General features: G+C 71.1%; 22 protein-coding genes. 8 read left to right on the top strand and 14 right to left on the bottom strand.

Going from position 1 to position 24,335, the window contains the following annotated elements:
- Positions 1-144 precede the first annotated feature (144 nt).
- Together QNO14_RS04225 and QNO14_RS04220 are read right to left on the bottom strand one after the other, a co-directional pair.
- Positions 145-2,298, bottom strand: a complete 2,154-nt coding sequence (locus tag QNO14_RS04225; RefSeq protein WP_257494984.1) for a DEAD/DEAH box helicase — start codon at positions 2,296-2,298, stop codon at positions 145-147.
- A gap of 193 nt (positions 2,299-2,491) precedes the next feature.
- On the bottom strand, positions 2,492-3,169 hold the full coding sequence (locus QNO14_RS04220) for a hypothetical protein (protein ID WP_257506830.1): 678 nt from the start codon (positions 3,167-3,169) through the stop codon (positions 2,492-2,494).
- A 52-nt stretch (positions 3,170-3,221) separates the two neighbouring features.
- Here QNO14_RS04220 and QNO14_RS04215 point away from each other — a divergent pair, with 52 nt between their 5' ends.
- The 6 genes from QNO14_RS04215 to deoC all read left to right on the top strand — a co-directional run bounded on the left by QNO14_RS04215 (position 3,222) and on the right by deoC (position 9,880).
- On the top strand, positions 3,222-4,256 hold the full coding sequence (locus QNO14_RS04215) for a LacI family DNA-binding transcriptional regulator (protein ID WP_257506829.1): 1,035 nt from the start codon (positions 3,222-3,224) through the stop codon (positions 4,254-4,256).
- Between the two features lie 99 nt (positions 4,257-4,355).
- Positions 4,356-5,690, top strand: a complete 1,335-nt coding sequence (locus QNO14_RS04210; RefSeq protein ID WP_257506828.1) for an extracellular solute-binding protein — start codon at positions 4,356-4,358, stop codon at positions 5,688-5,690.
- Positions 5,687-6,637 (top strand): carbohydrate ABC transporter permease, encoded by a 951-nt coding sequence (locus QNO14_RS04205; protein WP_257494988.1) that lies wholly within the window; start codon positions 5,687-5,689, stop codon positions 6,635-6,637. Before QNO14_RS04210 ends, QNO14_RS04205 begins: the two co-directional genes overlap by 4 nt.
- Positions 6,634-7,545 (top strand): carbohydrate ABC transporter permease, encoded by a 912-nt coding sequence (locus QNO14_RS04200; protein WP_257494989.1) that lies wholly within the window; start codon positions 6,634-6,636, stop codon positions 7,543-7,545. The genes QNO14_RS04205 and QNO14_RS04200 overlap by 4 nt, the downstream gene beginning before the upstream one ends.
- Before the next feature lie 44 nt (positions 7,546-7,589).
- Positions 7,590-9,125, top strand: a complete 1,536-nt coding sequence (gene arfA / locus QNO14_RS04195) for an arabinosylfuranosidase ArfA (protein WP_257506827.1) — start codon at positions 7,590-7,592, stop codon at positions 9,123-9,125.
- Between the two features lie 38 nt (positions 9,126-9,163).
- Positions 9,164-9,880, top strand: a complete 717-nt coding sequence (gene deoC, locus QNO14_RS04190) for a deoxyribose-phosphate aldolase (protein WP_257494991.1) — start codon at positions 9,164-9,166, stop codon at positions 9,878-9,880.
- A gap of 6 nt (positions 9,881-9,886) precedes the next feature.
- Here the strand turns inward: deoC and QNO14_RS04185 are convergent, their stop codons facing one another.
- From QNO14_RS04185 to QNO14_RS04165, 5 genes are read right to left on the bottom strand one after another with little or no spacing between them, the layout of a single operon-like run.
- Positions 9,887-10,864 carry a bifunctional riboflavin kinase/FAD synthetase gene (locus tag QNO14_RS04185; RefSeq protein WP_257506838.1) on the bottom strand — a complete coding sequence of 326 codons (978 nt, stop codon included), beginning with the start codon at positions 10,862-10,864 and terminating at the stop codon, positions 9,887-9,889.
- Positions 10,861-11,304: a hypothetical protein gene (locus tag QNO14_RS04180; protein ID WP_257494992.1), complete on the bottom strand. Its 444-nt coding sequence runs from the start codon at positions 11,302-11,304 to the stop codon at positions 10,861-10,863. Before QNO14_RS04180 ends, QNO14_RS04185 begins: the two co-directional genes overlap by 4 nt.
- A 38-nt stretch (positions 11,305-11,342) precedes the next feature.
- Positions 11,343-11,711, bottom strand: coding sequence for a hypothetical protein (locus QNO14_RS04175; RefSeq protein WP_257506826.1), 369 nt, complete (start codon positions 11,709-11,711; stop codon positions 11,343-11,345).
- Positions 11,711-12,595, bottom strand: coding sequence for a tRNA pseudouridine(55) synthase TruB (gene truB / locus QNO14_RS04170; RefSeq protein WP_257506825.1), 885 nt, complete (start codon positions 12,593-12,595; stop codon positions 11,711-11,713). The genes QNO14_RS04175 and truB overlap by 1 nt, the downstream gene beginning before the upstream one ends.
- Positions 12,595-13,251: a nucleoside/nucleotide kinase family protein gene (locus tag QNO14_RS04165; protein WP_257506824.1), complete on the bottom strand. Its 657-nt coding sequence runs from the start codon at positions 13,249-13,251 to the stop codon at positions 12,595-12,597. Before QNO14_RS04165 ends, truB begins: the two co-directional genes overlap by 1 nt.
- A 63-nt stretch (positions 13,252-13,314) precedes the next feature.
- Here QNO14_RS04165 and QNO14_RS04160 point away from each other — a divergent pair, with 63 nt between their 5' ends.
- Complete coding sequence (locus QNO14_RS04160; RefSeq protein ID WP_257506823.1) at positions 13,315-14,181, top strand: HhH-GPD family protein; 867 nt, start codon at positions 13,315-13,317, stop codon at positions 14,179-14,181.
- 284 nt (positions 14,182-14,465) lie between these two features.
- Here QNO14_RS04160 and rbfA read toward each other — a convergent pair whose 3' ends face one another.
- The 5 genes from rbfA to QNO14_RS04135 form a co-directional block, all read right to left on the bottom strand.
- Positions 14,466-14,897, bottom strand: a complete 432-nt coding sequence (gene rbfA, locus QNO14_RS04155) for a 30S ribosome-binding factor RbfA (RefSeq protein ID WP_257494997.1) — start codon at positions 14,895-14,897, stop codon at positions 14,466-14,468.
- A gap of 58 nt (positions 14,898-14,955) precedes the next feature.
- Positions 14,956-17,757: a translation initiation factor IF-2 gene (gene infB / locus QNO14_RS04150; RefSeq protein WP_257506822.1), complete on the bottom strand. Its 2,802-nt coding sequence runs from the start codon at positions 17,755-17,757 to the stop codon at positions 14,956-14,958.
- A 94-nt stretch (positions 17,758-17,851) separates the two neighbouring features.
- Positions 17,852-18,103: a YlxR family protein gene (locus QNO14_RS04145; RefSeq protein WP_257506821.1), complete on the bottom strand. Its 252-nt coding sequence runs from the start codon at positions 18,101-18,103 to the stop codon at positions 17,852-17,854.
- 54 nt (positions 18,104-18,157) lie between these two features.
- Positions 18,158-19,147: a transcription termination factor NusA gene (gene nusA / locus QNO14_RS04140; protein WP_257506820.1), complete on the bottom strand. Its 990-nt coding sequence runs from the start codon at positions 19,145-19,147 to the stop codon at positions 18,158-18,160.
- A 102-nt stretch (positions 19,148-19,249) separates the two neighbouring features.
- The gene (locus QNO14_RS04135; RefSeq protein WP_257506819.1) at positions 19,250-21,109 is read right to left on the bottom strand and encodes a lipase family protein; all 1,860 of its coding nucleotides are present in this window, start codon (positions 21,107-21,109) and stop codon (positions 19,250-19,252) included.
- 55 nt (positions 21,110-21,164) lie between these two features.
- Here QNO14_RS04135 and QNO14_RS04130 point away from each other — a divergent pair, with 55 nt between their 5' ends.
- Positions 21,165-21,998, top strand: a complete 834-nt coding sequence (locus tag QNO14_RS04130; RefSeq protein ID WP_257495002.1) for a DUF1206 domain-containing protein — start codon at positions 21,165-21,167, stop codon at positions 21,996-21,998.
- Between the two features lie 26 nt (positions 21,999-22,024).
- Here the strand turns inward: QNO14_RS04130 and QNO14_RS04125 are convergent, their stop codons facing one another.
- Both QNO14_RS04125 and QNO14_RS04120 read right to left on the bottom strand, forming a co-directional pair.
- Positions 22,025-23,779 (bottom strand): proline--tRNA ligase, encoded by a 1,755-nt coding sequence (locus QNO14_RS04125; protein WP_257506818.1) that lies wholly within the window; start codon positions 23,777-23,779, stop codon positions 22,025-22,027.
- A 52-nt stretch (positions 23,780-23,831) separates the two neighbouring features.
- Positions 23,832-24,002: a hypothetical protein gene (locus tag QNO14_RS04120; protein ID WP_257495004.1), complete on the bottom strand. Its 171-nt coding sequence runs from the start codon at positions 24,000-24,002 to the stop codon at positions 23,832-23,834.
- Positions 24,003-24,335 lie beyond the last annotated feature (333 nt).

Below are 24,335 nucleotides of genomic sequence, written 5' to 3'. Positions count from 1 at the left end.
TCAGTGATGATGCGGCCACGCTGCCTGTCTCGACACTATCGCCGGACGCGACCGGCTGCCACACACCCGGGCCAGGGGAAATGCGACGCGGCCCCGCCGGAAGCGGGGCCGCGTCGATGATCAGACCGTGTGGATGCCAGCGGGTCAGCTGCCGCCGAGCGAGCGGCGCAGCAGGTGCATGAGCGCCGAGAGCTGCACCGAGTCGGTCGACACGGCATCGGCCGCCTCGCCGTCGAGCGCGCGGGCCGCCAGGCCCTGCTTCGAGTCGATCAGCTCCGCGATCTTGGTGTCGATCGTGTGCGCGGCGATGATGCGCCACGCGGTGACCGGCTCGTCCTGACCGATGCGGTGCACGCGGTCGATCGCCTGCGTCTGCTCGGCGGCCGTCCACGACAGCTCCGCGAGGACGACGTTGGATGCCGCCTGCAGGTTCAGCCCCACACCGGCAGCCGTCAGCGAGCACACCGCGATGCCGACGCCCGGGTCGTTGTTGAACGCGTCGATGGCATCCTGCCGTGCCGGCGTCGTCTGGTCGCCGCGGATCGAGACGGTGCGCAGCCCTGCCGCGGCGAAGTGCGCCTCGGCGGCATCCATGACGTCGATGTGCTTGGCGAAGAAGACGACCTTGCCCACCGACCGCTGCAGCTGCACCGCGTAGTCCGCTGCGAGCACGGCCTTGGCCTGCCCGATGCGTCGGACCATGGTGAAGACGTTCTCGGAGCCGGAGCCGGCGGCCTTGGACTCCTCCAGCTCGTTGTGTGCGACCAGCCGGACGATGTCCTCGTCGTAGTCGCCGCGGAACACCCGGTCGCCGCGCGCTTCGAGGATGCGGCGGTACTTCGCCGCGAGGCGGTCGCCGAGCTCGCGCTCCGCGGCCCGGATCGAACGACCGTATTCGTCGTCGAGCTCGACGGGCAGGTCGGCGATGAGCTTGTCGGGAAGGTCGGCGGCGACGTCCTTCTTCTTGCGCCGCACGATGCCCATCGAGATGACGGCCTCGCGCGCTTCGGGATAGAACGCCTTGTCCGCCGGTGTCAGCCCCGTGGCGTCGAGCTTCTCCATCAGCTCGGGACCGGGCTTCTCGCCGTTGGTCCACCCGAGGAAGCGCCAGATCGCGTCGAAGTCCTCGACGTCGTTGATCAGCGGCGTGCCGGTGAGGGCGAGCATGAGCGGGTCGCTCACCTGCTCGCGGATGCGGCCCGCCAGCGCCAGCACGTTCTGCGAACGCTGCGAGGAGAGGTTCTTGATGAAGTGCGCCTCGTCGACGACCATGCCCTTCAGGCCGATCGAGCCGAGCCATGTCAGGTGCCGGTCGAGGATCTCGTAGTTGACGATGAAGACGTCCGCGAACGCGTCGATGTTCTCGCCGTCACCCTGGATGACCGTCGCCCGACGCTGCGGCGTCCAGCGGTGCACCTCGCGGGCCCAGTTCATCTTGACGACGTTGGGAACGACCACCAGGAGCGGATAGGCGTCGGCGACGGACGCCGCGAGCACCGACTCGGCCGTCTTGCCGAGGCCCGGCTCGTCGGCGAGCAGGAAGCTGCGGTGGCCGTGGCGCACCGCCTCGAGGAACCGCGACTGGTGCGGCATGATCTCGAGGCCCTTGGGCGACAGGCGGTCGAACTCCGGCATGGGGGGCAGGTCCATCGACGCCGCGGTGCCACCGGCACCGGTTTCGAAGGCCTTGTACAGCGGCCCCATGAGCTCCCAGCCGTCGAGGCGACGACGGGGCGTGTCGGTGTGCAGCTTGCGGGAGAGATCCGGCGCGAGGAACGGGTTCGCCTCGCGGCGCGCCTCGATCTGCGGCGGGATGACCTGACGCGAGCTGACGGCGGCCGGCACGACGGGGGCCGCCAGCGGGACGCTGTCGGTGATGATGAGCTCGTCCGGCGGGAGCTCGGCCCCCGACTCGAGCAGCCAGTCCCGACGCATGCGCTTGGCGACGGGAGACGTGGCCTGGTCGACCTCCAGCAGCTGGATGAGGGACGTGTCGCGCGCCGCGGTCTTGGCGAGGATCGTTGCGACCCCGTCGAGGCGCTTGAGCAGCTCCGCGCGCGTCGCGTCGGTGATCTCGGTGTCGGCCTTGACCCGCGCCCGCTCCTCGCGCACGAGGAACGCGATCACCTGGAACTTGGAACGGTTGGTGGGGCCGAGCTTTCCGCGCTGGGACTTGGCCTCGACCTCGCGCACCTTGCGGGCGAGGATCGGGATGATGGGCGCGTCGTCGTCACGTCGCGACGACGAGTTCTTCCTGCGCCGCGACGTGGACTGCGCGGCAGGTGCCGTGGTCGGCATGCTCCTCCTGGGCGTGGATGCCGGAAGCCTCGGGGCTGCCCCGGGGCGGGGTCGATCTGCATGTCACCGCGTGCGGCTCGGATGCCGGGACGACCGCGGTAGGGGGACATCGCGCGTGGCGACACGGGCCCACTGCGGCCGAATACGGCGGAGGCGCCTTTCCCCGGCATCCAGTCTAGGGCATATGCGCCGGTCAGCCCCAGATCATCGAGGCGATGTCTTCGGTGTACCCCTCGGGGCCGTAGTTCAGCCACACGGTGCCCACCCAGCCGTTGCCGCGGAAGAAGTGCGTCTCGCCCTTCTCCACCAGCTTGTCGTCGTAGCTGAGAAGCGTCTCGTTGAACCGGCACAGCGTGCCGCCCTGCGCCTCACCGCAGGCGAATCCGGCGTTGCGCAGCGCGGCGACGAGGTCGGATGCCGCGGCCGGCTCGATGAGCGCGACGGTCGTGGCGATGCCCTTCTCCGAGGGGTACCCCCATGTGCAGCGCAGCGTCGGCACACCGGATTCCAGCAGCGCCAGCGCATCGGCGTTCTGGGTCGACGGCATCGTGACGCCCGGATCGTTCATCGGCGCGACGTTCGCCTCGAGCTCGCCGCGCATCGCCGAGGAGTAGATGTCGTCGCACGATGCCGGAAGGGCGATGTCCTGCGCGGGAACGGTTGCACTCGGGGTCGGCTCCGGGGTGGCGTCCGGTGTCGCATCCGGCTTCGCCGTGCCCGCCGTCGGCGTGGTCGTCGGGGTGGCGCCGGACGGCTCCGAGGCCGAGGGCTCCGGCTGGCAGGCGGCCAGCGCCCCGACGAGCATGCCGGTCACCGCCACGATGAGGGCCGTGCGGCGTAGGCGGGTCGAGGTCTCAGCCGAAGTGCGCATCACCTCCGACGATAGCGCGATGAGCCCCCGCCGGGCGTCTTATCCTGTGCACATGCTCACGCCCCGCGCGACGGTCAAAGACGTCGCCGCGCTCGCCCGCGTCTCACCCAAGACGGTGTCGAACGTGCTCACCGGCGCCGCCCACGTACGACTCGAGACGCGCAGCCGCGTCGAGGAGGCGATGCGCGCGCTGGACTTCGTGCCGAACCTCTCGGCGCGGGGGCTGCGCAGCGGCCGCTCTGGCACGATCGGGGTCGCCCTGCCCGACCTCGCCACCGGGTATTCGGCCGAGCTCATGCATTTCCTCGTGGAGGCGGCCCACGAGCGGGGCCTGGCCGTGCAGATCGAGGAGACGGCCGAGCGGCCCCAGCGCGAACAGGACCTGCTCTCCCGGGCGCGCGCGCACCTCGTCGACGGCCTGATCCTCAACCCGGTGCGCCTGGAGGACAGCGTGATCGACCGCACCGACCACCTGCCGCCGGTCGTCGTGATCGGAGAGGTGGAGCAGCACCGCACCGACCGGGTGCTCATCGACAGCCGCACCGCGGCGAAGGATGCCACGGCGCACCTCATCGCCCAGGGCGCCCGCCGCATCGCCGCCGTCGGCGGGGATGAACGCCCCGAGCACGCCACAGCGACGAGCCGCCTGCGCCTGGCCGGGTACCGCGAGGCGCTCACCGAGGCGGGACTCCCCGTCGATCCGGCGCGGGAGAGCAACAGGCTGCCGTGGGGCATGGCCGCCGGCGCGAGCGCCATGCGCACGATCCTCGACCGCGGCGCTGAGGTCGACGGGGTCGTCGCCTTCACCGACTCCCTGGCCGTGGGGGTCGTGCACGAGCTGACCGCGGCGGGCCTGCGGGTGCCGGCGGACGTGCTGGTCACCGGTTTCGACGACATCGACGTCGCTCGCTTCACGACGCCGTCCCTGACGACCGTGAGCTTCGATCGCCGGGCGCTGGCGGGCGAGGCGCTGCGGCTGCTCACCGAGCGGATCGCCCACGCCGATCGTGCCGCCCAGGCCGTCACGATCCCCCATCGCATCGTCCCCCGCGAGAGCTCGGCCGCCTTCTCCCCACAGAGCCGCTGACCATCGACGCACCGGGCGGACGGTGCATGCTTGCGCCGAGGGTTACATCGATGTAATGATTCCTTCACCTTTCCCCGGATGAGTCACGAAGGAGTGACGATGACACCACCGGCCCCGGTATCACGACGACAGTTCCTGAGCCTCGCGGGCATGCTCGCCGGTACGGCGGCGCTCGCTGCGTGCAGCGGGTCGGCCGTCGCGGGGACGACCGCCCGGCCCCTGCAGTTCTGGCACCTCCTCAGCGGTGCCGACGGCGTCACGATGTCGGGACTCATCGACACCGCCAACGCGGCGCAGAACACGTACGCCGTGCGGCCGACGGTGCTGTCGTGGGGTGAGCCGTACTACACCAAGCTCGCCATGGCCGCCGCAGGCGGACGGGCACCGGACCTGTCGGTGATGCACGCATCGCGTGTCGTCGGATACGCCCCCGGCGGGCTGCTGGACCCCTGGGACGTGCAGCGCCTGGCCGATCTCGGCGTCGACGAGGGCTCGTTCCCCGCGGCCGTGTGGGAGAAGGGGTTCGTCGGCGATGACCTCTACAGCGTCGCGCTGGACGCCCACCCGTTCATCCTCATGTTCAACACCGAGATCTGCGAGCGCGCCGGCGTGCTCGACAGCGACGGGCGCCTGCGCGCCGTGTCCTCCCCCGAGGACTTCCTCGAGCTCGCCCGGGCCGTCGCCGGCGAGTCCGAGGGGCACGGCCTGTCCTACGGGTACCTCGGCGACGGCGCGCAGATGTGGCGCCTGTTCTACACGCTGTACACCCAGCACGGCTCAGAGATCGCGCTTCCGGAGGGCGGCACCGCCGAGATGGACGACGACGCGGCGCTGGCCTCGCTGACCTTCATGCAGCAGCTGCTCGACGGCGAGATCGCGGCGCGGGAGAACGACTACCAGTCCGCGATCGCCGAGTTCGCGACGGGCCGCAGCGGCCTCTTCCTCACCGGCGTGTGGGAGCTGCGATCCATGCAGCAGCAGGATCTGCCGCTGGATGCCACGATCATCCCGACCCTCTTCGGCACGCCCAGCGTCTACGCGGATTCCCACGCCTTCACCCTCCCGCATCAGAGCTCACCGAACCCCGAGACGCGGGACCTGGTCTACCGGTTCGTCGCCGACATCCTCAAGGGATCGTTCGATTGGGCCGGCGCCGGACACATCCCGGCATACCTGCCCGTCACCGAGGCGCCCGAGTACGCGGACCTGCTGCCGCAGGCCCACTACGCCGACGCCGCGGAGTACGTCCGCTATGACCCCCCGGCGTGGTTCACCGGGTCCGGCTCGCGCTTCCAGGCGGAGTTCGGCTCAGCGGTGCAGAACGTGCTGCTGGCCGGCGATGACCCCTCTGCGGCGATCGCCCGCTTCCGCTCCCGCCTGGACACCCAGCTGCGAACACCCAATCCGGCCAACCCGCGCGGAGGTGCGTCATGACCACCACGGCACCCGCCACCTCGACGGCGACCATCGTGACCGGCCGCCGGGACCCCGGCATCCGCCGCGCGAGCGGCGAGCGCCGGGAGACCGCGGCGGCCTGGGGGTTCCTCACCCCGTTCATGATCGCGTTCGTGCTGTTCCTGGTGTGGCCGCTGCTGCACGGCCTGTACCTGAGCTTCACCGACCAGTCCCTCACCGGCGCCGGAGGCGGTTTCGTCGGGTTCGCGAACTACGCCGAGGCGCTCGGCGACCCGGTGATGTGGCGGTCGCTCGGCAACACGGTGTGGTTCACCGTCCTCTCGACGGTGCCGCTGGTGCTCCTCGCGCTCGTGATGGCGCTTCTGGTGCACCGGGGCCTCCCCGCCCAGTGGCTGTGGCGCCTGTCGTTCTTCATGCCGTACCTGCTGGCATCCACCGTGATCTCGCAGATCTGGGTGTGGATCTTCAACCCCCAGATCGGCGCCGCCAACCGGGTGCTCGCCTGGTTCGGCCTGGAGCCCCTCGCCTGGCTGCAGAGCCCCGACACCAACATGTACGCCATCGTCATCGCCACGGTGTGGTGGACGGTGGGCTTCAACTTCCTGCTGTACCTCGCGGCGCTGCAGAACATCCCGGCCCAGCAGTACGAGGCGGCCGCCATCGACGGTGCGGGACCCTGGCGGCAGCTGTGGTCGATCACCCTGCCGCAGCTGGGGCAGGTGACGGTGCTCATCGTCATCCTGCAGATGCTGGCGTCGCTGAAGCTCTTCGACCAGGCGTACCAGATGCTCGGCGGCGTCGCGAGCGACACGACCCGTTCGATCGTGCAGTACATCTATGAGGCCGGATTCGTCGGCTACCGGTTCGGGTACTCCTCGGCCATCTCCTACGTGTTCTTCGCCATCATCGTCATCATCGGGGTGGTGCAGGCGTTCGCCATGCGCCGCCGGGGGGAGCAGTCATGACCACCACCGCTCAGGTGCGCGCCCCGCTGGCGACGCCCGAAGGCGCCGGCAACCGGCCCGACCGCAACACCAAGCCCGGTGCGCGACGGCTCAGCCCGCTCAACATCCTCGCCTTCCTCGCGCTGGCGCTGATGGCGATCGGCTGGCTGCTTCCGTTCCTCTGGGCGGTGGCCACCTCGTTCATGACCGAGACCGATGCCGCCTCCGGCGGCAGCTGGATCGGCCCGTCCGGCCCCACCACCGACGCGTACGCGGCGATCCTCGCCCAGGGGAACGTCTACATCTGGGCGTTCAACAGCCTGTGGACCTCTGCTGCGGTGACCGCCATCACCGTGGCCATCTCGGCGATGGCCGCCTACGCGTTCTCACGGCTGGAGTTCCCCGGCAAGAGGTTCCTCTTCGGCGCGGTGATCGCCTCCATCGTCGTGCCGCCGCAGGTGCTCATCATTCCGCTCTTCTACGAGATGCTCGCGTTCAACCTCGTCGACACCCCGCTCGGGCTGATCCTGCCGCAGGTGGTTGCCCCGGCGATGGTGTTCATCCTGAAGAAGTTCTTCGACCAGGTGCCGATCGAGCTCGAGGATGCCGCCCGGGTCGACGGCGCCGGCCGAGTGCGGGTGTTCTGGTCCATCGCGCTGCCGCTGTCGCGTGGCATCCTCGCCGCCGTCGCGATCTTCGTCTTCATCTCGACCTGGAACAACTTCCTCTGGCCGTTCCTCATCATCAACGACACGAACCTCATGACCCTGCCGGTCGGCCTGCAGACCGTGATCAGCGCCTACGGCGTGCAGTACGCCCAGGTCATGGCGCAGGCGGTGCTTGCTTCGCTGCCGCTGATCGTGCTGTTCCTGATCTTCCAGAAGCAGATCGTCCGCGGCGTCGCCACGACCGGCTTCGGCGGCACCTGAGCCGCGCTCCCCTCGACACCCCCCCCCCGATCGACAGGAGAACCATGCCCCGCGCCCGCATCGTCATCGACCGCGACTTCACGGTGGGCGACGTGCCCCGTCGGCTCTTCGGCTCGTTCGTCGAGCACATGGGCCGCTGCGTCTACACCGGCATCTTCGAACCGGGGCACCCGCAGGCCGACGAGCGCGGGTTCCGCCGGGATGTGCTCGCCCTGGTGAAGGAGATGGGACCGACGGTCGTGCGCTACCCGGGCGGAAACTTCGTCTCCGGATACCTCTGGGAGGACGGCGTCGGACCCGTGGCCGACCGGCCGCGGCGCCTCGACGGGGCCTGGCACACCGTGGAGACGAATGCGTTCGGGCTGCACGAATTCGTCGACTGGGCTCGGGAGGCCGACGTCGAGGTGATGCAGGCGGTGAACCTCGGAACCCGCGGCGTCGAGGAGGCGCGCGCGCTCGTGGAGTACTCCAACCACCCGGGCGGCACCTACTGGTCGGACCTGCGGCGCCGCAACGGAGCCGAGAAGCCGTTCGACATCCGGCTGTGGTGCCTGGGCAACGAGCTCGACGGGCCCTGGCAGATCGGGCACAAGACCGCACACGAGTACGGCCGGCTGGCGCAGGAGACCGCCAAGGCGATGCGGTTCGTCGACCCCGACCTCGAGCTCGTGGCCGTGGGGTCGTCGAACCGCCAGATGCCCACGTTCGGGTCGTGGGAGCACACCGTGCTCACCCACGCGTACGACGAGGTCGACTACATCTCGATGCACGCCTACTACCAGGAGCGCGACGAGGATGCCGCGTCGTTCCTCGCCGAAGCGGTCGACATGGACGCGTTCATCGAGGGCGTGGTGTCCACCATCGACGCGGTCAAAGCCGCCGGCAAGCACCGCAAGCAGGTCGACATCTCGTTCGACGAGTGGAACGTCTGGTACCAGGAGGGTCTGCAGACCGAGGACCAGCCGCACCTGGTGGCCCGCCAGTGGCGGGAGCACCCGCGCCTCATCGAAGACACGTACTCGGTCACCGACGCGGTCGTGGTGGGCACGTTCCTGCACAGCCTGCTGCGTCACGGCGACCGCGTGCGCATCGCCAACCAGGCGCAGCTCGTGAACGTCATCGCCCCCATCCGCTCCGAGGAGAACGGCCCGGCGTGGCGGCAGACGATCTTCTGGCCCTTCGCCCGCATCGCCCACCTCGCCCGCGGTCGTATCCTGCGCCTCGCGGTGGATTCGGCGCAGATCCCGACGGTGAAGTTCGGCGACGTCGACGCGGTCGACGCTGCCGCGACGTGGGACGAGCAGACGGGCGAGGTGGCGCTGTTCCTGGCGAACCGGTCCCTGGACGAGCACGCCGAGGTGACGCTCGAGCTGCGGGGGCTGGATGTCACCGACGTGAAGGATGCCGAGGTGCTGACCGTCCCCGAGGGCGGCGACCGCCACACCGCCAACACCGAGCAGGCGCCGGACTCCGTCGGGCTGGTGCCGCTGCGCGCCGTCGGCATCGACGACGGCGTGCTGCGCGCGACACTGCCGCCGGTGTCGTGGGCGGTCGTGCGGCTGGGCGTCGCACGGTCGTGACCTGCGGCATCCGCCTGCGGCGCGGTTACGCTTGACCCATGCCCCGTCTCACTGAACGCGAACTCGCCGCCACCATCGACCACGCGATCCTGAAGCCCGATTTCACCCGGTCCGACGTCGACGCGGAACTGGACATCGCGGCTGAGTGGGGCGTCTTCAGCGTGTGCGTCCGCCCCTCGGACATCCCCTACGCCGTGCAGCGCCTCGACGGCACGGGCGTTGCCGTCGGCACCGTCATCGGCTTCCCGCACGGCACCACCTCGACCACCGCGAAGGTGGCAGAGACCATCCGTGCCCTCGAGGACGGCGCCACCGAGTTCGACATGGTGATCAACATCGGCGCCCTCCGCTCGGGCTTCGACGAGGTCGTCGTCGACGACATCCGCGCCGTCGTGGATGCCGCGGGGGGCCTGGTCACCAAGGTCATCCTGGAGACGAGCCTGCTGGACGAGGAGCAGATCGCCCGGGGCAGCCGGCTCACCGAGGCCGGCGGCGCCGACTTCGTCAAGACCTCCACCGGCTTCGCCGGCGGCGGAGCGACCGTCGAGCACGTGCGCCTCATGCGCGAGAACGTCGGCACCGGCGTGCAGGTGAAGGCCTCCGGCGGCGTGCGCAGCCTCGACACGGCGCTCGCGATGCTCGATGCCGGCGCCTCGCGGCTCGGCACCAGCGCCAGCGCCACGATCCTCGGCGAGCTGCGTGCCGTGCTCGCCGGCGAAGCGGCGTCGGGCGCAGTCGACGAATCGTCGTACTGACCGGGCCTACTGCAGCGCGGCGCGCACGCGGGCGACGTCGTCGGTCATGTGCGCGATGAGCGCGTCGATCCCCTCGAAGGCGACCATGCCGCGGATGCGGGCGATGAAGTGCACCTCGACGCGGTGGCCGTAGAGGTCGAGGTCCGTCTCGTCGAGGACGTACGCCTCGACCTGGCGCACCGCGACGTCGTCGAACGTGGGATTCGTCCCCACCGAGATGGCCGCGGGGTACCGCGTCGTCGAGTGCGGTGAGGGCGTGGCATCCGCGCCCTCGATCGCGCCGTGGTCGACGAGCCACCCCGCGTAGACGCCGTCCGCGGGCACGAAGCCCTCGGCGTCGACGGAGAGATTGGCCGTCGGAAAGCCCAGCTCACGCCCGCGCTTGAGGCCGTGGACCACCTCGCCGCGCACCGCCGGCGGGCGGCCCAGCAGGCGCGCGGCGGTCTCCACGTCGCCCTCGGCCATAAGCGTGCGGATCCATGTGGACGACACCCGGCGGCCCTCATCACGCGCGCGGATGTCGTCGATGACCTGCACGCGGAACCCGAGCTCACGGCCCAGGTCCGCCAGCAGGCGGGGGTCACCCGCTCCCCCGCGACCGAACCGGAAGTCGCTTCCGACGAACACGGTCACCGCGCCGACGGCGTCGACCAGCACCCGACGCACGAACTCCTCGGGTGCGAGGTCGGCCAGCGCGCGGTCGAAGTGCAGCACGAGGGTGGCATCCACGCCCGTCTCCGCGAGCAGCGCGAGCTTCTGGTCGAGACTCACGAGGTCTTCGGGGCACACCTCGGGGCGCAGCACGCTCAGCGGGTTGCGGTCGAAGGTCACGGCGACGACGCGGGCCCCCTCGGAGGCCGCCTCCACCCGGGCGCGGTCGATGCCCGCCCGATGGCCGGCGTGCACGCCGTCGAACTTTCCGATGACGACCACCGACGGCCCGAAGCCGGCGGGGATCTCGGCGGGATCGCGGAAGGTGATCACCACGACGACCTCTCGACGGGTTCGGGAGCGGGTTCCTCGACGCGGCCGGGGCGATGCGTGGTGAGCCACCACAGGCCCAGGACGGGCAGCGCGAGCGGGATGAAGAGGTACCCCGCCCCGTACCACTGCCAGACCGTCTGGTGGTCGAACAGCTCCGGGAGCAGGAAGGTCAAGGAGCCGACGACGATGACCCCGGTCAACTCGAAGCAGATCGCCACCCACGCCACGACGTACCAGGTGCGGGAACCGGCGAACACGAGCGCGAGCGTCGCGAGGATGTACACGCCGGCGGCCGCGGCCGACAGCGAGTAGGCCAGGGGCGCCTCGTCGAAGCGCTCGACGATCTGGACGAAGGAGCGGCCGCTGGCTGCGAGCGCCATGACCGCGTAGAGGATCACGAGCACGCGGCCGATGCCGGCCATACGGGGGCGGGGGGACATGTCGCGCTCCAGTGTAGGGGCCGCGGGAACGAGCCGGCTCATGCGCCCTGCACCGTCCAGATGACCTGCATCCGCCAGACCATGACGGCCACCGACAGCGCGGCGATGCCCATGATGACGGTGCTCCAGCGGCTGCGCTCGAGGAGCGCCCAGAACACGGCGGCGGGGGGCAGCAGCACGGCCGAGACGAGGTACACCCAGAATTCCAGCAGGCTCCCCGACGGCGGATTGCCCGTCAGCGGGGCGGCGAGGCCGACGACGACCTGCGCCACCAGCAGCAGCTCGACCAGGGCCAGTGAACCCACCGTGAGATCGCTCGGTCGCCGGCCCGCGAGGCCGAGCACCACGCACAGCAGCCCGGCCACGACGGCGACAGCCACCTGGACCACCGCGAACCACAGGATCATCAGCTCTCCTCCGAGACGTTCATCGCGCTCTTCACGTCGTCGCCGCGGCGCTCGACGATCCCCACCAGCCGGCCTTCGGGGTCGATCGCCGCCGCGCGTTCGGTGCCGAGCCGTGCGGCGGCGCCGGTCAGGCGCTTGCCGTGGCGCAGGTCCCGGGCCTCATCGGCGGTGACGGGGAACGCGCCGAGAACGCTCGCGGCCACCTGCGCCTGCGGCAGGAGCGCCGCCGCGGCGATGTCGTCGACCCCGACCGCGTCGGCGACGTCGAACGGGCCGATGCGCGTGCGCCGGAGCGCGGTGAGGTGTCCCCCGACTCCGAGCGCTGCGCCGAGGTCGCGCGCCAGCGCACGGATGTAGGTGCCGCTGGAGCAGTCGACGACGACGTCGAGGTCGAGCACGCCGGCGCCGTCGCGGCGCCCGCGCACCACGAAGCGCGAGACGGTGACGGCGCGCGCGTTCAGCTGCACCTCTTCACCGGCGCGGGCGAGGTCGTACGCCCTGCGGCCGTTGACTTTGATCGCCGAGACCCGGCTGGGCACCTGCGAGATCGCCCCGGTGAGGTCGGCGATGCCCGCGGCGATCGCCGCGTCGGGCACGGCCGCGACCGCCGCGGCATCCGCCGTGGCCGTCACGGTGCCGTCGGCGTCGTCGGAGTCGGTGGCCACCCCGAGCCGGATCGTGGCCTCGTAGGTCTTGTCGAGCCCGACGAGGTAGGTCAGCAGTCGCGTCGCGCTGTCGACACCCAGCACCAGCAGACCGGTCGCCATCGGGTCGAGCGTGCCGGCGTGGCCGATCTTGCGGGTCCCCAGGGCTCGGCGTGCGCGGGCGACGACGTCGTGACTCGTGATGCCGCCCGGCTTGTCCACGAGCAGGATGCCGCCCATCAGCAGAAGTCCCGGTAGACGCGCGACGGATGCCGGAAGTCGGTGTTGTCGACGATGGCTGACGCGGCGCGACGGGGGTCGGCGTCGCGCAGGTACAGTTCCTGGCCCTGCCGGTACCGCGCGTTGGAGGCCGCCGTGTGGTCGGGGTCGGTGCCGTCGCGCTCCGCGAGACGGGCGAACGCGACGTCGACCGGGACGTCGAGCCACAGCGACCAGTGCCAGAGGCCCCGCAGCTCCGGTCGGTGCAGGAAGATGCCGTCGACCAGCAGCACCGCGTCGGGGCCCGCGACCTGCGGGGCGACGTCGACGGGGGCGTCGGCGTTGACGTCCCACACCGCGGTGCGGAAGGGCTCGCCGGCGCGGAACGGGTCGATGAGCTCCCGGCGGAACGCGGCGTAGTCGTAGGAGTCGAGGTAGAAGCCCTCCGGCGACGTGCGGCCCCTGGCGTAGCGCTCGGCACGGGGGCGGTGGAACCCGTCGACCGACGCGCGGACGACCGGAACGTCGTCGAAGACGGTCGCGAAGCCGTCGGCGAATCGGGTCTTGCCCGCGCCGTCGAACCCGTCGACGGCGAGGACGATCCGGCCCCGGCGGTGATGCTGGCGCGCGTCGTCGCGCAGGCTGCGCCAGAGGTCGGGAGCGGTGGTCTCGGGCATCCCTCCAGCTTAGTTCGATGGCGGCGGCGCGCTCACGGGACGCAGCGGCCGTAGGCTTTTGCGGTGCCCGACCTCGCCGCCCCGCTCATCGCGTGGTACCGGGAGAACGCGCGGGACCTGCCGTGGCGGCATCCGGAGTTCGGCGCGTGGGGTGTGCTCGTCAGCGAGTTCATGCTGCAGCAGACGCCCGTGGCGCGGGTGATCCCTCACCTCGAGGCGTGGCTGGAACGCTGGCCCGACCCCGCCGCGCTGGCCGGCGAGCCACCCGCCGAGGCGGTGCGGCAGTGGGCGAACCTGGGGTACCCGCGCCGCGCGCTGTGGCTGCACCGTGCGGCGGTGGAGATCCGCGACCGGCACGGGGGCGTCGTGCCGGCGGACGTCGATGCGCTTCTCGCGCTCACCGGGATCGGCGACTACACCGCCCGCGCCGTGGCCGTGTTCGCGTACGGCCAGCGGCACCCGGTCGTCGACACCAACACCCGGCGCGTGCTCGCGCGGGCGGTCGACGGTCGGTCGCAGCCTGGAGCGCCGGCGCGGCGCGACCTCGCGGCGATGGCGGCGGTGCTTCCCGGCGACGACGCGGGCGCGGCGATCGTGAACGCCGCGGCCATGGAGCTCGGCGCCGTGGTGTGCACGGCGCGCGCGCCGAGGTGCGAGGCGTGCCCGCTCGCGCACGTGTGCGCGTGGCGGGCCGCCGGCTACCCCGACACCGGCGACGGTCGGCGACGGCAGGCCCGGTACGAGGGCAGCGACCGGCAGGCGCGTGGGGCCGTGCTGCGGGTGCTGCGGGAGGCCGCAGCCCACGCGGTGCCGGCGGACGCGGTCATCGGCGACTGGCCGGATGCGCACCAGCGCGACCGCGCGATCGACTCGCTCGTCGCGGACGGGCTGGTCGAGGCATCCGGGGGCATGCTCGCGCTGCCGCGCTGAGCCGCCGCGGCGAACCGCCGCGGCGTGAGCTGGCGCCACCGGGCACAACGTCGGCGCTTCACGCCTGCGGGAGCTGCGGGGCCAGCGGAAGCCCTGGGGCGGTGCGGATCGGCGACGTTGTGCACGCGATCCGACTGTGCCTGCGCGGTGGCGTCCTGACATGGCGCACACGGCGCGACGAGACGCACTCGCGAGGGCGAATACTCACTCGGCGACGCGAATACTCACTCGCGCCCGCGAATACTCACTCGAGCCCGCGAATACTCACTCGCGAGCCCGAATACTCACTCGGCGTCGAGGTCGCGGGGCTTCACGTAGGGGTCCGGCTCGCCGGCGTAGGCGGCGCCGGTGGCGAGACCGGCCACGGCGGCGTCGCGCTCGCGCGCTTCGCGCAGCAGGTCCTCGATGTGCCCGGCGTTCTCGGGGATCGCGTCGGGGATGAACTCGAGGGTCGGGGTGAGCCGCACGCCGAGCTGGCGCCCGACCTCGCTGCGCAGCAGACCGGTGGCGGCCTTCAGCGCCTCAGCGGTGTCGGCGCGCTCCTTCTCGGTGCCCAGCACCGTGTAGAACACCGAGGCGTGCTGCAGGTCGCCCGTGACTTTCACGTCCGTGATGGTCGTGAAACCGAGTCGCGGGTCGCGCAGCCCCTTCTCGAGGCGCTCGGCGATCAGCACGCGGATGCGGTCGGCCATTCGGGCCTGACGCTCTGACGACATGGTTATCTCCCTGAAGGTGGAAGGCGGGGGGCGCCGTGTGGCACCCCCCGCCGGGTGATCAGCCTCGCGGCTTCTCGACCATCTCGGTGGTTTCGATCTCGTCGCCGATCTGGATGTCGTTGAACTTGCCGAGGCCGATACCGGCCTCGTAGTCCGTACGCACCTCGGTGACGTCGTCCTTGAAGCGGCGCAGCGACTCGATCGCCAGACCGTCCGCGACGACGACGCCGTCGCGGATGACGCGGGCCTTGGCGTTTCGCGTGATCGTTCCCGATCGCACGATGACACCGGCGATGTTGCCGAACTTGGAGGAGCGGAACACCTCGCGGATCTCCGCGACGCCCGACTGGACCTCTTCGTACTCCGGCTTGAGCAGGCCCTTGAGCGACTGCTCCACATCGTCGATCGCGTTGTAGATGACCGAGTAGAACCGGATGTCCACGCCTTCACGCTGAGCACGCTCGCGTGCCTTGGCGTCGGGGCGCACGTTGAACCCGATCACGATCGCGTTGTCGATCGTGGCGAGGTTCACGTCGGACTCGGTCACGGCACCCACACCGCGGTGGATGATCCGCAGCTGCACCGAGTCGTCGACCTCGATCTTCAGCAGCGACTCCTCCAGCGCCTCGACGGCACCGGAGACGTCACCCTTGATGATGAGGTTGAGCGACTCGACCTTGCCCTCCTGCAGAGCGCGGGTGAAGTCCTCGAGCGAGATGCGCTTGCGGGCCTTGGCCAGCTGGGCGTTGCGCTCGGCGGCTTCACGCTTCTCAGCGATCTGACGGGCGAGGCGGTCTTCCTCGGTCACGATGAACGTGTCACCGGCACGGGGCACGGAGTTCAGACCCTGCACCTGCACGGGGCGCGACGGGTAGGCCTCTTCGACCGGATCGCCGTTCTCGTCGGACATGGCGCGCACGCGGCCGTAGGCGGTGCCTGCGACGATCGCGTCGCCGACGCGCAGCGTTCCGGACTGGATGAGCACCGTGGCCACCGAACCGCGGCCCTTGTCGAGCTTGGCTTCGATCGCGACACCACGGGCGGCCTTGTTCGGGTTCGCCGTGAGGTCGAGCCCCGCGTCGGCAGTCAGCAGGACGGCATCCAGCAGTTCCTGGATGTTGGTGCCCTGGCGAGCGGAGACGTCGACGAACATCACGTCGCCGCCGTACTCCTCGGCGACCAGGCCGTACTCGGTGAGCTGCTGGCGCACCTTCGCCGGGTTGGCGTCGGGCTTGTCGACCTTGTTCACGGCCACGACGATCGGAACGCCTGCCGCCTGGGCGTGGTTCAGTGCCTCGACCGTCTGGGGCATGATGCCGTCGTCGGCTGCGACCACGAGGATCGCGAGGTCGGTGACCTGCGCACCACGGGCACGCATGGCGGTGAAGGCCTCGTGACCGGGGGTGTCGATGAACGTGATCGCCCGCTCGATGCCCTCGTGCTCGGTCCACACCTGGTACGCACCGATGTGCTGCGTGATGCCGCCGGCCTCACCGGCGACCACGTTGGTCTGACGGATCGCATCGAGCAGTCGCGTCTTACCGTGGTCGACGTGACCCATGACGGTCACGACCGGCGGACGGATCTCGAGGTCGTCTTCGCTCTCGGCTTCGAGTTCCGCGTCGAGGTCGAGACCGAAGCCCTCGAGGAGCTCCTTGTCCTCGTCCTCGGGCGAGACCATCTGGATCTTGTAGCCCAGCTCCTCGCCGAGAACCTCGAACGTCGCCTCGTCCAGCGACTCGGTGGCCGTGGCCATCTCGCCGAGGTTGAACAGGATCGTCACGAGGGTGCCGGGCTGCACCGTGTAACCGGTGATGGCCTCGATCTTGTCGGCGAAGTCGGCGATCGATGCGCCGCGGCGCATGCGGATGATCTCGCCGTTACCGCGCGAGACATTGACGCCGCCGACGACCGGCGCCGACCGCATCTCGAATTCCTGCCGCTTCGCCCGCCGCGACTTGCGCTGCTTGGACTTGCCGCCACCCTTGCCGAAGGCACCTGCGGTGCCACCGCCGGGTCCACGACCACGGCCACCGCCGCCGCCGGGACGACCGGCGAAGCCACCCGCGGGCGGGCCGCCGCCAGGACGCTGGAAGCCGCCACCGGCACCGCCGGGACGACCGGGACCGCCGGGACGCTGCTGGAACGGTGCACCGGGGCGACCGCCACCGCCGCCGGGGCGACCTGCGCCACCGGGACGGGGAGCGCCCGGACGCGGCGCGCCGGGGCGCGGCGCCTGGGGACGCGGAATGTTTCCGGGGGTGGGGCGCTGCCCCATGCCCTGCGCCGAAGCGAAGGGGTTGTTGCCGGGACGGGGACCTGCGGGACGCTGTCCCATGCCCTGCGCCGACGAGAACGGGTTGTTACCGGGCCGCGGCGCGCCACCGGGACGCGGAGCGCCCGGGGTGGGGCTGCCGGCAGCGGGACCGCCGGCAGCGGGGCCGCCGGGCTTGGGTGCCGCGTCAGGCTTGCCGGGTGCCGGGGCGGGCGCCGCAGCGGGCGTGGCCGCAGCGGGCGCCGCGGGCGCGGGTGCCGCCGGAGCGGGTGCGGATGCCGCCGGAGCAGGCGCGGCCGGGGCGGATGCCTCCGGCGCCGGGGCCGGGGCCGCCGGAGTCGGCGCAGACGGACGGGCGGGGCCCGGACGTCCCGCGGGACGAGCGGGTGCACCCTGGGCGGGTCCGCCGGGTGCCGGCTTGGCGCCGTCGGCCTGCAGAGCCTGACGGAGCTTGCGAGCCACGGGAGGCTCGATGGTCGAGGAAGGGCTCTTGACGAACTCGCCAAGCTCCTTCAGCTTCGCAAGGGCGACCTTGCTGTCTACGCCGAGTTCGGAAGCGATCTCGTGCACGCGTGGTTTTGCCACAATTCTCCTGTCTGAAGGTCTGCCCCAGACAGGAGCAGACCACTAGTTGCGGACGGGTCTCATTTCGAGCCGTTCACTTTGAGTCCATAGCCGTTCAGCCGTTTCGCTGGAAGTGGTTCTGAAGGGTCTGCGTGTCAAGCGAGCCTGACACGCGCAGTGCTCGTCCGAAGGCACGGCGCCGGATGGCGGCGTCCACGCACTCGCTTGTGTCATGCACCCACGCGCCCCGCCCCGGCATCGATCCGCGCTCGTCAACGACGACCTGCAAACCGACCGCCACGACTCGAGTGAGCGTGGCCCGGGGGGCACGCGCGCGGCATCCCACGCACGTTCGAACGGAATCCATCCTACCCCCTCCGCGCGCCGGGGCGGATGCCACGCCCCCGCCGCGCCGGACGGATCAGCTCTCCTCCAGGATGCTGTCGGGCTGGATGTCGATCTTCGCGCCGGTGAGCTTCGCGGCGAGTCGGGCGTTCTGACCCTCCTTGCCGATGGCCAGCGACAGCTGGTAATCGGGCACGAGCGCCCGCACGGCCTTCGTGGACGCGTCGAGGATGAAGCTCGACGTCACCTTGGCCGGCGACAGGGCGTTCGCCACGAACGCGGCGAGCTCCGGGTTGTAGTCGACGATGTCGATCTTCTCGCCGCCCAGCTCCTCGGTGACGGCACGCACGCGGCGCCCCAGCTCCCCGATGCAGGCACCCTTGGCGTTGATCGACGGGTCGGTGGCGGTCACAGCCACCTTGCTGCGGTGGCCGGCTTCGCGCGCGAGCGAGACGATCTCGACGAGGCCGGACGCGATCTCGGGGACCTCGAGGGCGAAGAGCTTGCGCACGAGTCCCGGGTGCGTGCGCGACACGGTGATCTGCGGGCCCTTGAGACCCTTCGCGACGCTGGTCACATAGACCCGCAGCCGCGAACCGTGCGCGTAGGACTCGCCCGGGACCTGCTCCTCGGGCGGGAGGATCGCCTCGACGCTGCCGAGGTCGACGTGCACCATGCGGGGGTTCGGGCCCTGCTGCACGACACCGGCGACGATGTCGCCCTCTTTACCGCGGAACTCTCCCAGCACGGCGTCGTCGGCGATGTCGCGCAGTCGCTGGCTGATGACCTGCTTGGCGGCGAACGCGCCGATGCGGCCGAAGTCCTCGGGAGTGGTCTCCTCCTCGCCGATCACCGCTCCCTCGTCGTCGAGCAGCGGCACGTAGATCCCGACGTGGCCCGACTTGCGGTCGAGCTCCACGCGGGCGCCCGCGGGGACCTCGCCGGTGGGCGAGACGTGCTTGCCGTAGGCGGTGAGGATGGCCTGCTCGATGATGCGCACGAGCTCATCGAACGGGATCTCCTTCTCGCGCTCGATCGTCTTCAACAGTCCGAGATCGATGTCCACGGTGTTCTCCCTATTCAGCTCTCTCGCGGCGCGCGAACGGCGCGACCGCATCCCCCATACGTTACCGGATGCCGCCCGGCGCGGCCTGAGAAAGCGTCGGCCTCACTGCGGACAGGAGTCCAGCACGCGGTCGGCGCGCGCCGCTCCGGCCACGGTGTCGGTCTCGGCTTCCAGGGCCACCTCGCTCCACCGCAGCAGCACCGGGAGCATCGTGGAGCGCGGCTGGAGGATGTCCTGATGCCCGCCGTCGGGGACGACCCAGGAGAACACCCGCTCCCCCTCGCCGCACAGGCGCCGGACGAGATCCCGCTGCAGGACGGTGGGCAGCACCTCGTCGTCGGCGCCCCAGCCGACGAACAGCGGCGTGCCCCACGGCCCCTCCGGAACGTTCTGCGCCAGGCGTTCGCCGAGCGCGCCCGTCGTCAGGTCGGGGAGCGACACCGGGTCGTCCTGCGACAGGCCGAGCGCGGTGAGCGCCGACACCACGACGCCGGGTTCACTGAGGCAGCGCTGCGCCATCTCGCGGATCACCTGCCTGGCACCCCCCGCGACGTAGTCCTCGAGGTGCACATCGGCATAGGTCTCCGCATAGGGCACGAGCACCCACGACACCATCACCGTCAGCAGCGCGTTGGCCTCCCCCGAGGCGAGTTCCCCGGCGAGCGCGAGCGGGTCGGCGGCGGGAGCCAGCAGCGCGGTGCCCCGCACATCGAGCCCTGGCGTGTAGTCCGGGGCGATCTGCGTCGTCCAGAGCGCTGCGTGCCCGCCCTGCGAGTGCCCCCACACGAGGGTGCGCGGAGACAGCACGAGGTCGTCGTCCAGCTCACCGGCCGCCAGCACCGCGTCGAGCGCCGAGCGCGCCTCGCCGCGGCCGATGAGGTAGGGGAAGTCCCCGGGCGCACCCTGGCCGGTGTAGTCGGGCGCCACGACCACCCAGCCGTTGTCGATGGCCCGGTTGACGTCGGGGATGGCCCAGTGCGTTGCGGTGCCGTCGGCGAGGCTCGGCGCGCAGCCGCGCGCGACCCCGGTGGTGCCGTGGTTCCAGATCACCACGGGGCGGGGGCCGTCCGCGGGCTCGTCGGGAACGATCACGAGGCCGCTGGCCACCGCGGGGTCGCCCAGCGACGAGCGGGTCGTGTAGAGGATGCGCTGGACGGTGGCTCCCGGCGGCGCCGCTCCGAGGTAGTCGTCCGACCGGATGAGCCGGCCGTGACCATCGGGTACGTCCGCGGGCGGGTCGTAGAAGGCGTCGATGACAGGCGCACCGTCGGCGAGCCAGCCGTTCAGCCAGGATCCGCCCGCCGCCGCGCTGACGAGCAGCGCCGCCATGGCGTAGCGCCCCACCGCGACCCACGCCCGACTGCGGCGGCTGGGCGGGCGCGAGTCCACCGGATCGACCCGGGGCCCGTCGGCGAGGATGCCACGGACGCCCCGCACGACCAGCGTGACGCCGAACACGATCGTGCGCACACCGAAGAGCACCGCGACGACCAGCACGCTGACGTCGGGCCATGTCAGGGCCAGCACGCCGAACACGATCTGGGCACCGCCCCACGCGAGGTCCAGCACCCGCCGGCTGACACCGCCGCGACGGACAGCGTCACCGAGAGACGCGACGCCGGCGAGGATCAGCAGCACCGCCAGGGCGGTGGGGAGCAGGTCCAGCCTGCCGCCGAACCAGACGGCCAGTGCGATTCCCCCGACGATCCAGGCGATGCCCACCGCCCGGTTCCACCGGTGGCGGTGACGGGGCGCGATCAACTCGACCGCTCCCGCGACCACGGCGCTCGCGCCGATGTAGACCGCCAGCAGCAGCAGCGAGGTCAGCGGGCGGAAGACGATGAGAAGGCCGAGCGCGACGACGACGATGCCCATCGCGAGCAGCGCCGGCGCGGGGGCGCGCACCAGCAGCCGCGGGAGCGCCGCCCACCCCGCGCGCAGTCCCGCAGCTTGCCCTGTCACCCGGGAATCGTACCCGCGGTCGCCTCCGTGAACCCTGCACCCCTAGGCTGTGGCGGTGCCCGATGCCGCCTCTCCGCCTGCCACCCGACAGGTCGCCCGCGACGTCGCCCACCACCCGGCGGCCCGTTTCGGGGCGAGGGCCGGATACGCCGCGAACGGCGTCGTCCACGGCCTCATCGGGTCGATCGCGCTCGTCGTGGCGTTCGGCGGCACCGGCGAGAGCGACCAGACGGGCGCCCTGAAGGCCATCGCGGAGGCACCGCTCGGATTCGCTGCGCTGTGGGTGCTCGCTGTGGCTCTGTGGGCGCTCGGCACGTGGCATCTGGCCGAGGGCGTGCTCGCCCGCGCCCCGGAGGGCGATGTCAAGGGCGCCGCGAAGAAGTGGGGCGTGCGGGCGTCGGAGTGGGGTCAGGCGGCGGCCTTCTCGGCCATCGGCTTCCTCGCCGCAGCCGTCGCGCTCGGTGCCCGGCCGAACGCCGAAGAGGCGGCGGAGCGAGCCAGCGAAGGAGTGCTCACCATCGCGGGCGGGTCGATCCTGCTCACCCTGGTCGGGCTGGGGGTCGCCGTCGGCGGCATCTCGTTCGTCGTCATGGGTGTGATGCGCAGCTTCCACAGCAAGCTGGACATCCCCGATACGCCGCTCGGACACGCCGTCGTCGCGCTGGGTGTCGTCGGGTTCGTCGCCAAGGGGATCGCACTGCTGATCGTCGGCATCCTGCTGCTGGCGTCAGCCCTCACGATCGACCCGTCGACCGCGGGAGGACTCGACGGCGCACTCCAGGTCCTGCTCGGGATGATGTTCGGCCCCGCGCTCGTCGCCGTCGTGGGCGCGGGCTTCGTCGCGTACGGCGCGTTCTGCCTGTTCCGCGCCCGCTACGCCACCCTCTGACCCGGCGGCGGCGCCGGCCGCGGCTCCTAGGCCCGCAGGCGCGCGACCGCGTCGGCCGCCGCGACGACCTCGCGCTCGCCGGTGCGGCGATCCCACAGCTCCACCTGGCCGTCGGCGGCGCCGCGGCCGACGATGACGATCTGCGGCACGCCGACGAGTTCGGCGTCGCCGAACTTCACGCCCGGCGAGACCTTGGGACGGTCGTCGTAGAGCACGTCGAAGCCGGCCTGCTCGAGGTCGGTCGACAGCTTCTCGGCGAGCTCGAACGCCGCGGCATCCCGGCCGGTGGCCACGACGTGCACGTCGAACGGGGCGACCGAGGCCGGCCAGATGAGGCCCTTGTCGTCGTTGTTGAGCTCGGCGATGATCGCGAGGATGCGGGTGATGCCGATGCCGTAGGACCCCATGGTGACGGTGACGAGCTTGCCGTTCTCGTCGAGCACCTTGAGTCCCAGCGCCTCGGCGTACTTGCGGCCGAGCTGGAAGACGTGGCCGATCTCCATGCCGCGCGCGAGCTCCACGGGCCCCGAGCCGTCGGGGGCGGGGTCGCCGGCACGCACGGTGGCGACCTCGACGAACCCGTCGGCGGTGAAGTCGCGCCCCGCGACGAGGCGGGCGACGTGCTTCTGGTCGATGTTGGCGCCGGTGATCCACGACGTGCCGTCGACCACGCGGGGGTCCAGGAAATAGCGGATGCCGGTGGCCGACTCCTCGCCGAGGATCGGTCCCTTCTCGGACCACGGGCCGATGTAGCCCTTCACCAGCAGCGGGTGCGCGGCGAAGTCGGCTTCGGTCGCCGGCTCCACTGCGGCGGGGGCGAAGGCCACCTCGACGCGCTTGTCGTCGATGTCGCGGTCGCCCGGGAGCCCCACGACGACCAGCTCGCGCGTGCCGTCGAGGTGCGTGAGCGCGAGCACGACGTTCTTCAGCGTGTCGGCCGCGGTGTACTCGCCGTCGAGGTGCGCGTTGCAGTGCGCCACGAGCGTGTCGATGGTCGGGGTGTTCGGGGAGTCGAAGATCACCGGGGCCGGGAGTCCGTCGAACGGAACCGGGTCGGGGACGACGGTGGTGAACGCCTCGACGTTGGCGGCGTAGCCGCCGGCGGAGCGGACGAACGTGTCCTCCCCGACCGGGGTGGGGTGCAGGAACTCCTCGGAGCGCGATCCGCCCATGGCACCGGCATCCGCCTGCACGATGACGTACTCCAGGCCCAGACGCTGGAAGATGCGCTCGTACGCGTCACGCTGCGCCTCGTACGAGGCGTCGAGCCCCGCGTCGGTGTAGTCGAACGAGTAGGCGTCCTTCATCGTGAACTCGCGGCCGCGCAGCAGGCCCGCGCGGGGACGCGCCTCATCGCGGTACTTGTCCTGGATCTGGTAGATCGACAGCGGCAGGTCCTTGTACGACGAGTACAGGTCCTTCACGAGCAGCGTGAAGACCTCTTCGTGCGTCGGCGCGAGCAGATAGTCGGCGCCCTTGCGGTCCTGCAGGCGGAAGAGGGCGTCGCCGTACTCCTCCCAGCGGCCGGTGGCCTCGTAGGGCTCGCGCGGCAGCAGCGCCGGGAAGTGCACCTCGTAGGCGCCGGCGGCGGCCATCTCCTCGCGCACGATCTGCTCGATCTTGCCCTTTACCCGCAGCCCCAGCGGCAACCAGGCGAACACGCCCGGCGCCTGGCGGCGGATGTAGCCGGCGCGGACGAGCAGCCGGTGGCTCGTGACCTCCGCATCGGCGGGGTCTTCACGGAGGGTACGGAGGAAGAAGTGCGACAGACGGGTGACCACGAGGAGTCAGTCTACGGATGCCGCGGCCCCGGCGTGGCGCCACGGCCTCGGCTCAGCGTGTGCGCGTGTACTCGGTGACGGTGACGGCCGTGAAGGCGGAGCAGGCGCGCACATCGCACAGCGAGCATTCCGTCCCCGGACGGTAGTGCTCGTGCGCCTCGCGAACGTGCCCGCACGCGCACATGTCCGACTGCGGTTCGGTCCGCTTCGGGGTCTTCCTCATGTCTCGTCCCTCCCTCGGCCGACGGGACTCCCCCGGTCTCGGTCATCCGGGGTCCCCTGTCCTCCCAGACAGCCGCTGAGAACCATTGTGGACTGCAATTCCTGTTTGTCCACCGAATGGGGGACGTGACGCGCCGAGCTGGCCCCACTGTCCCCCATTCGGGGGACGAAAAACCGCGGAATTCCGCCGATGTCCTCCGAAGAGGGGACACGTTTCGGCCATTTGGTAACGGGGCTCGTCGGTAGCGTTCACAGGGATGTAACACCCGGCCGGAACGCTCGGACCATCGATATCGGAGCATCAGGTTCCCCCGCCGGGGCCTCCACAAGAGGA

Source organism: Microbacterium sp. zg-Y625, from assembly GCF_030246925.1.
GTDB classification, from domain to species: Bacteria; Actinomycetota; Actinomycetes; order Actinomycetales; family Microbacteriaceae; genus Microbacterium; species Microbacterium jiangjiandongii.
This window is presented reverse-complemented; position numbering and strand designations above follow the sequence as displayed.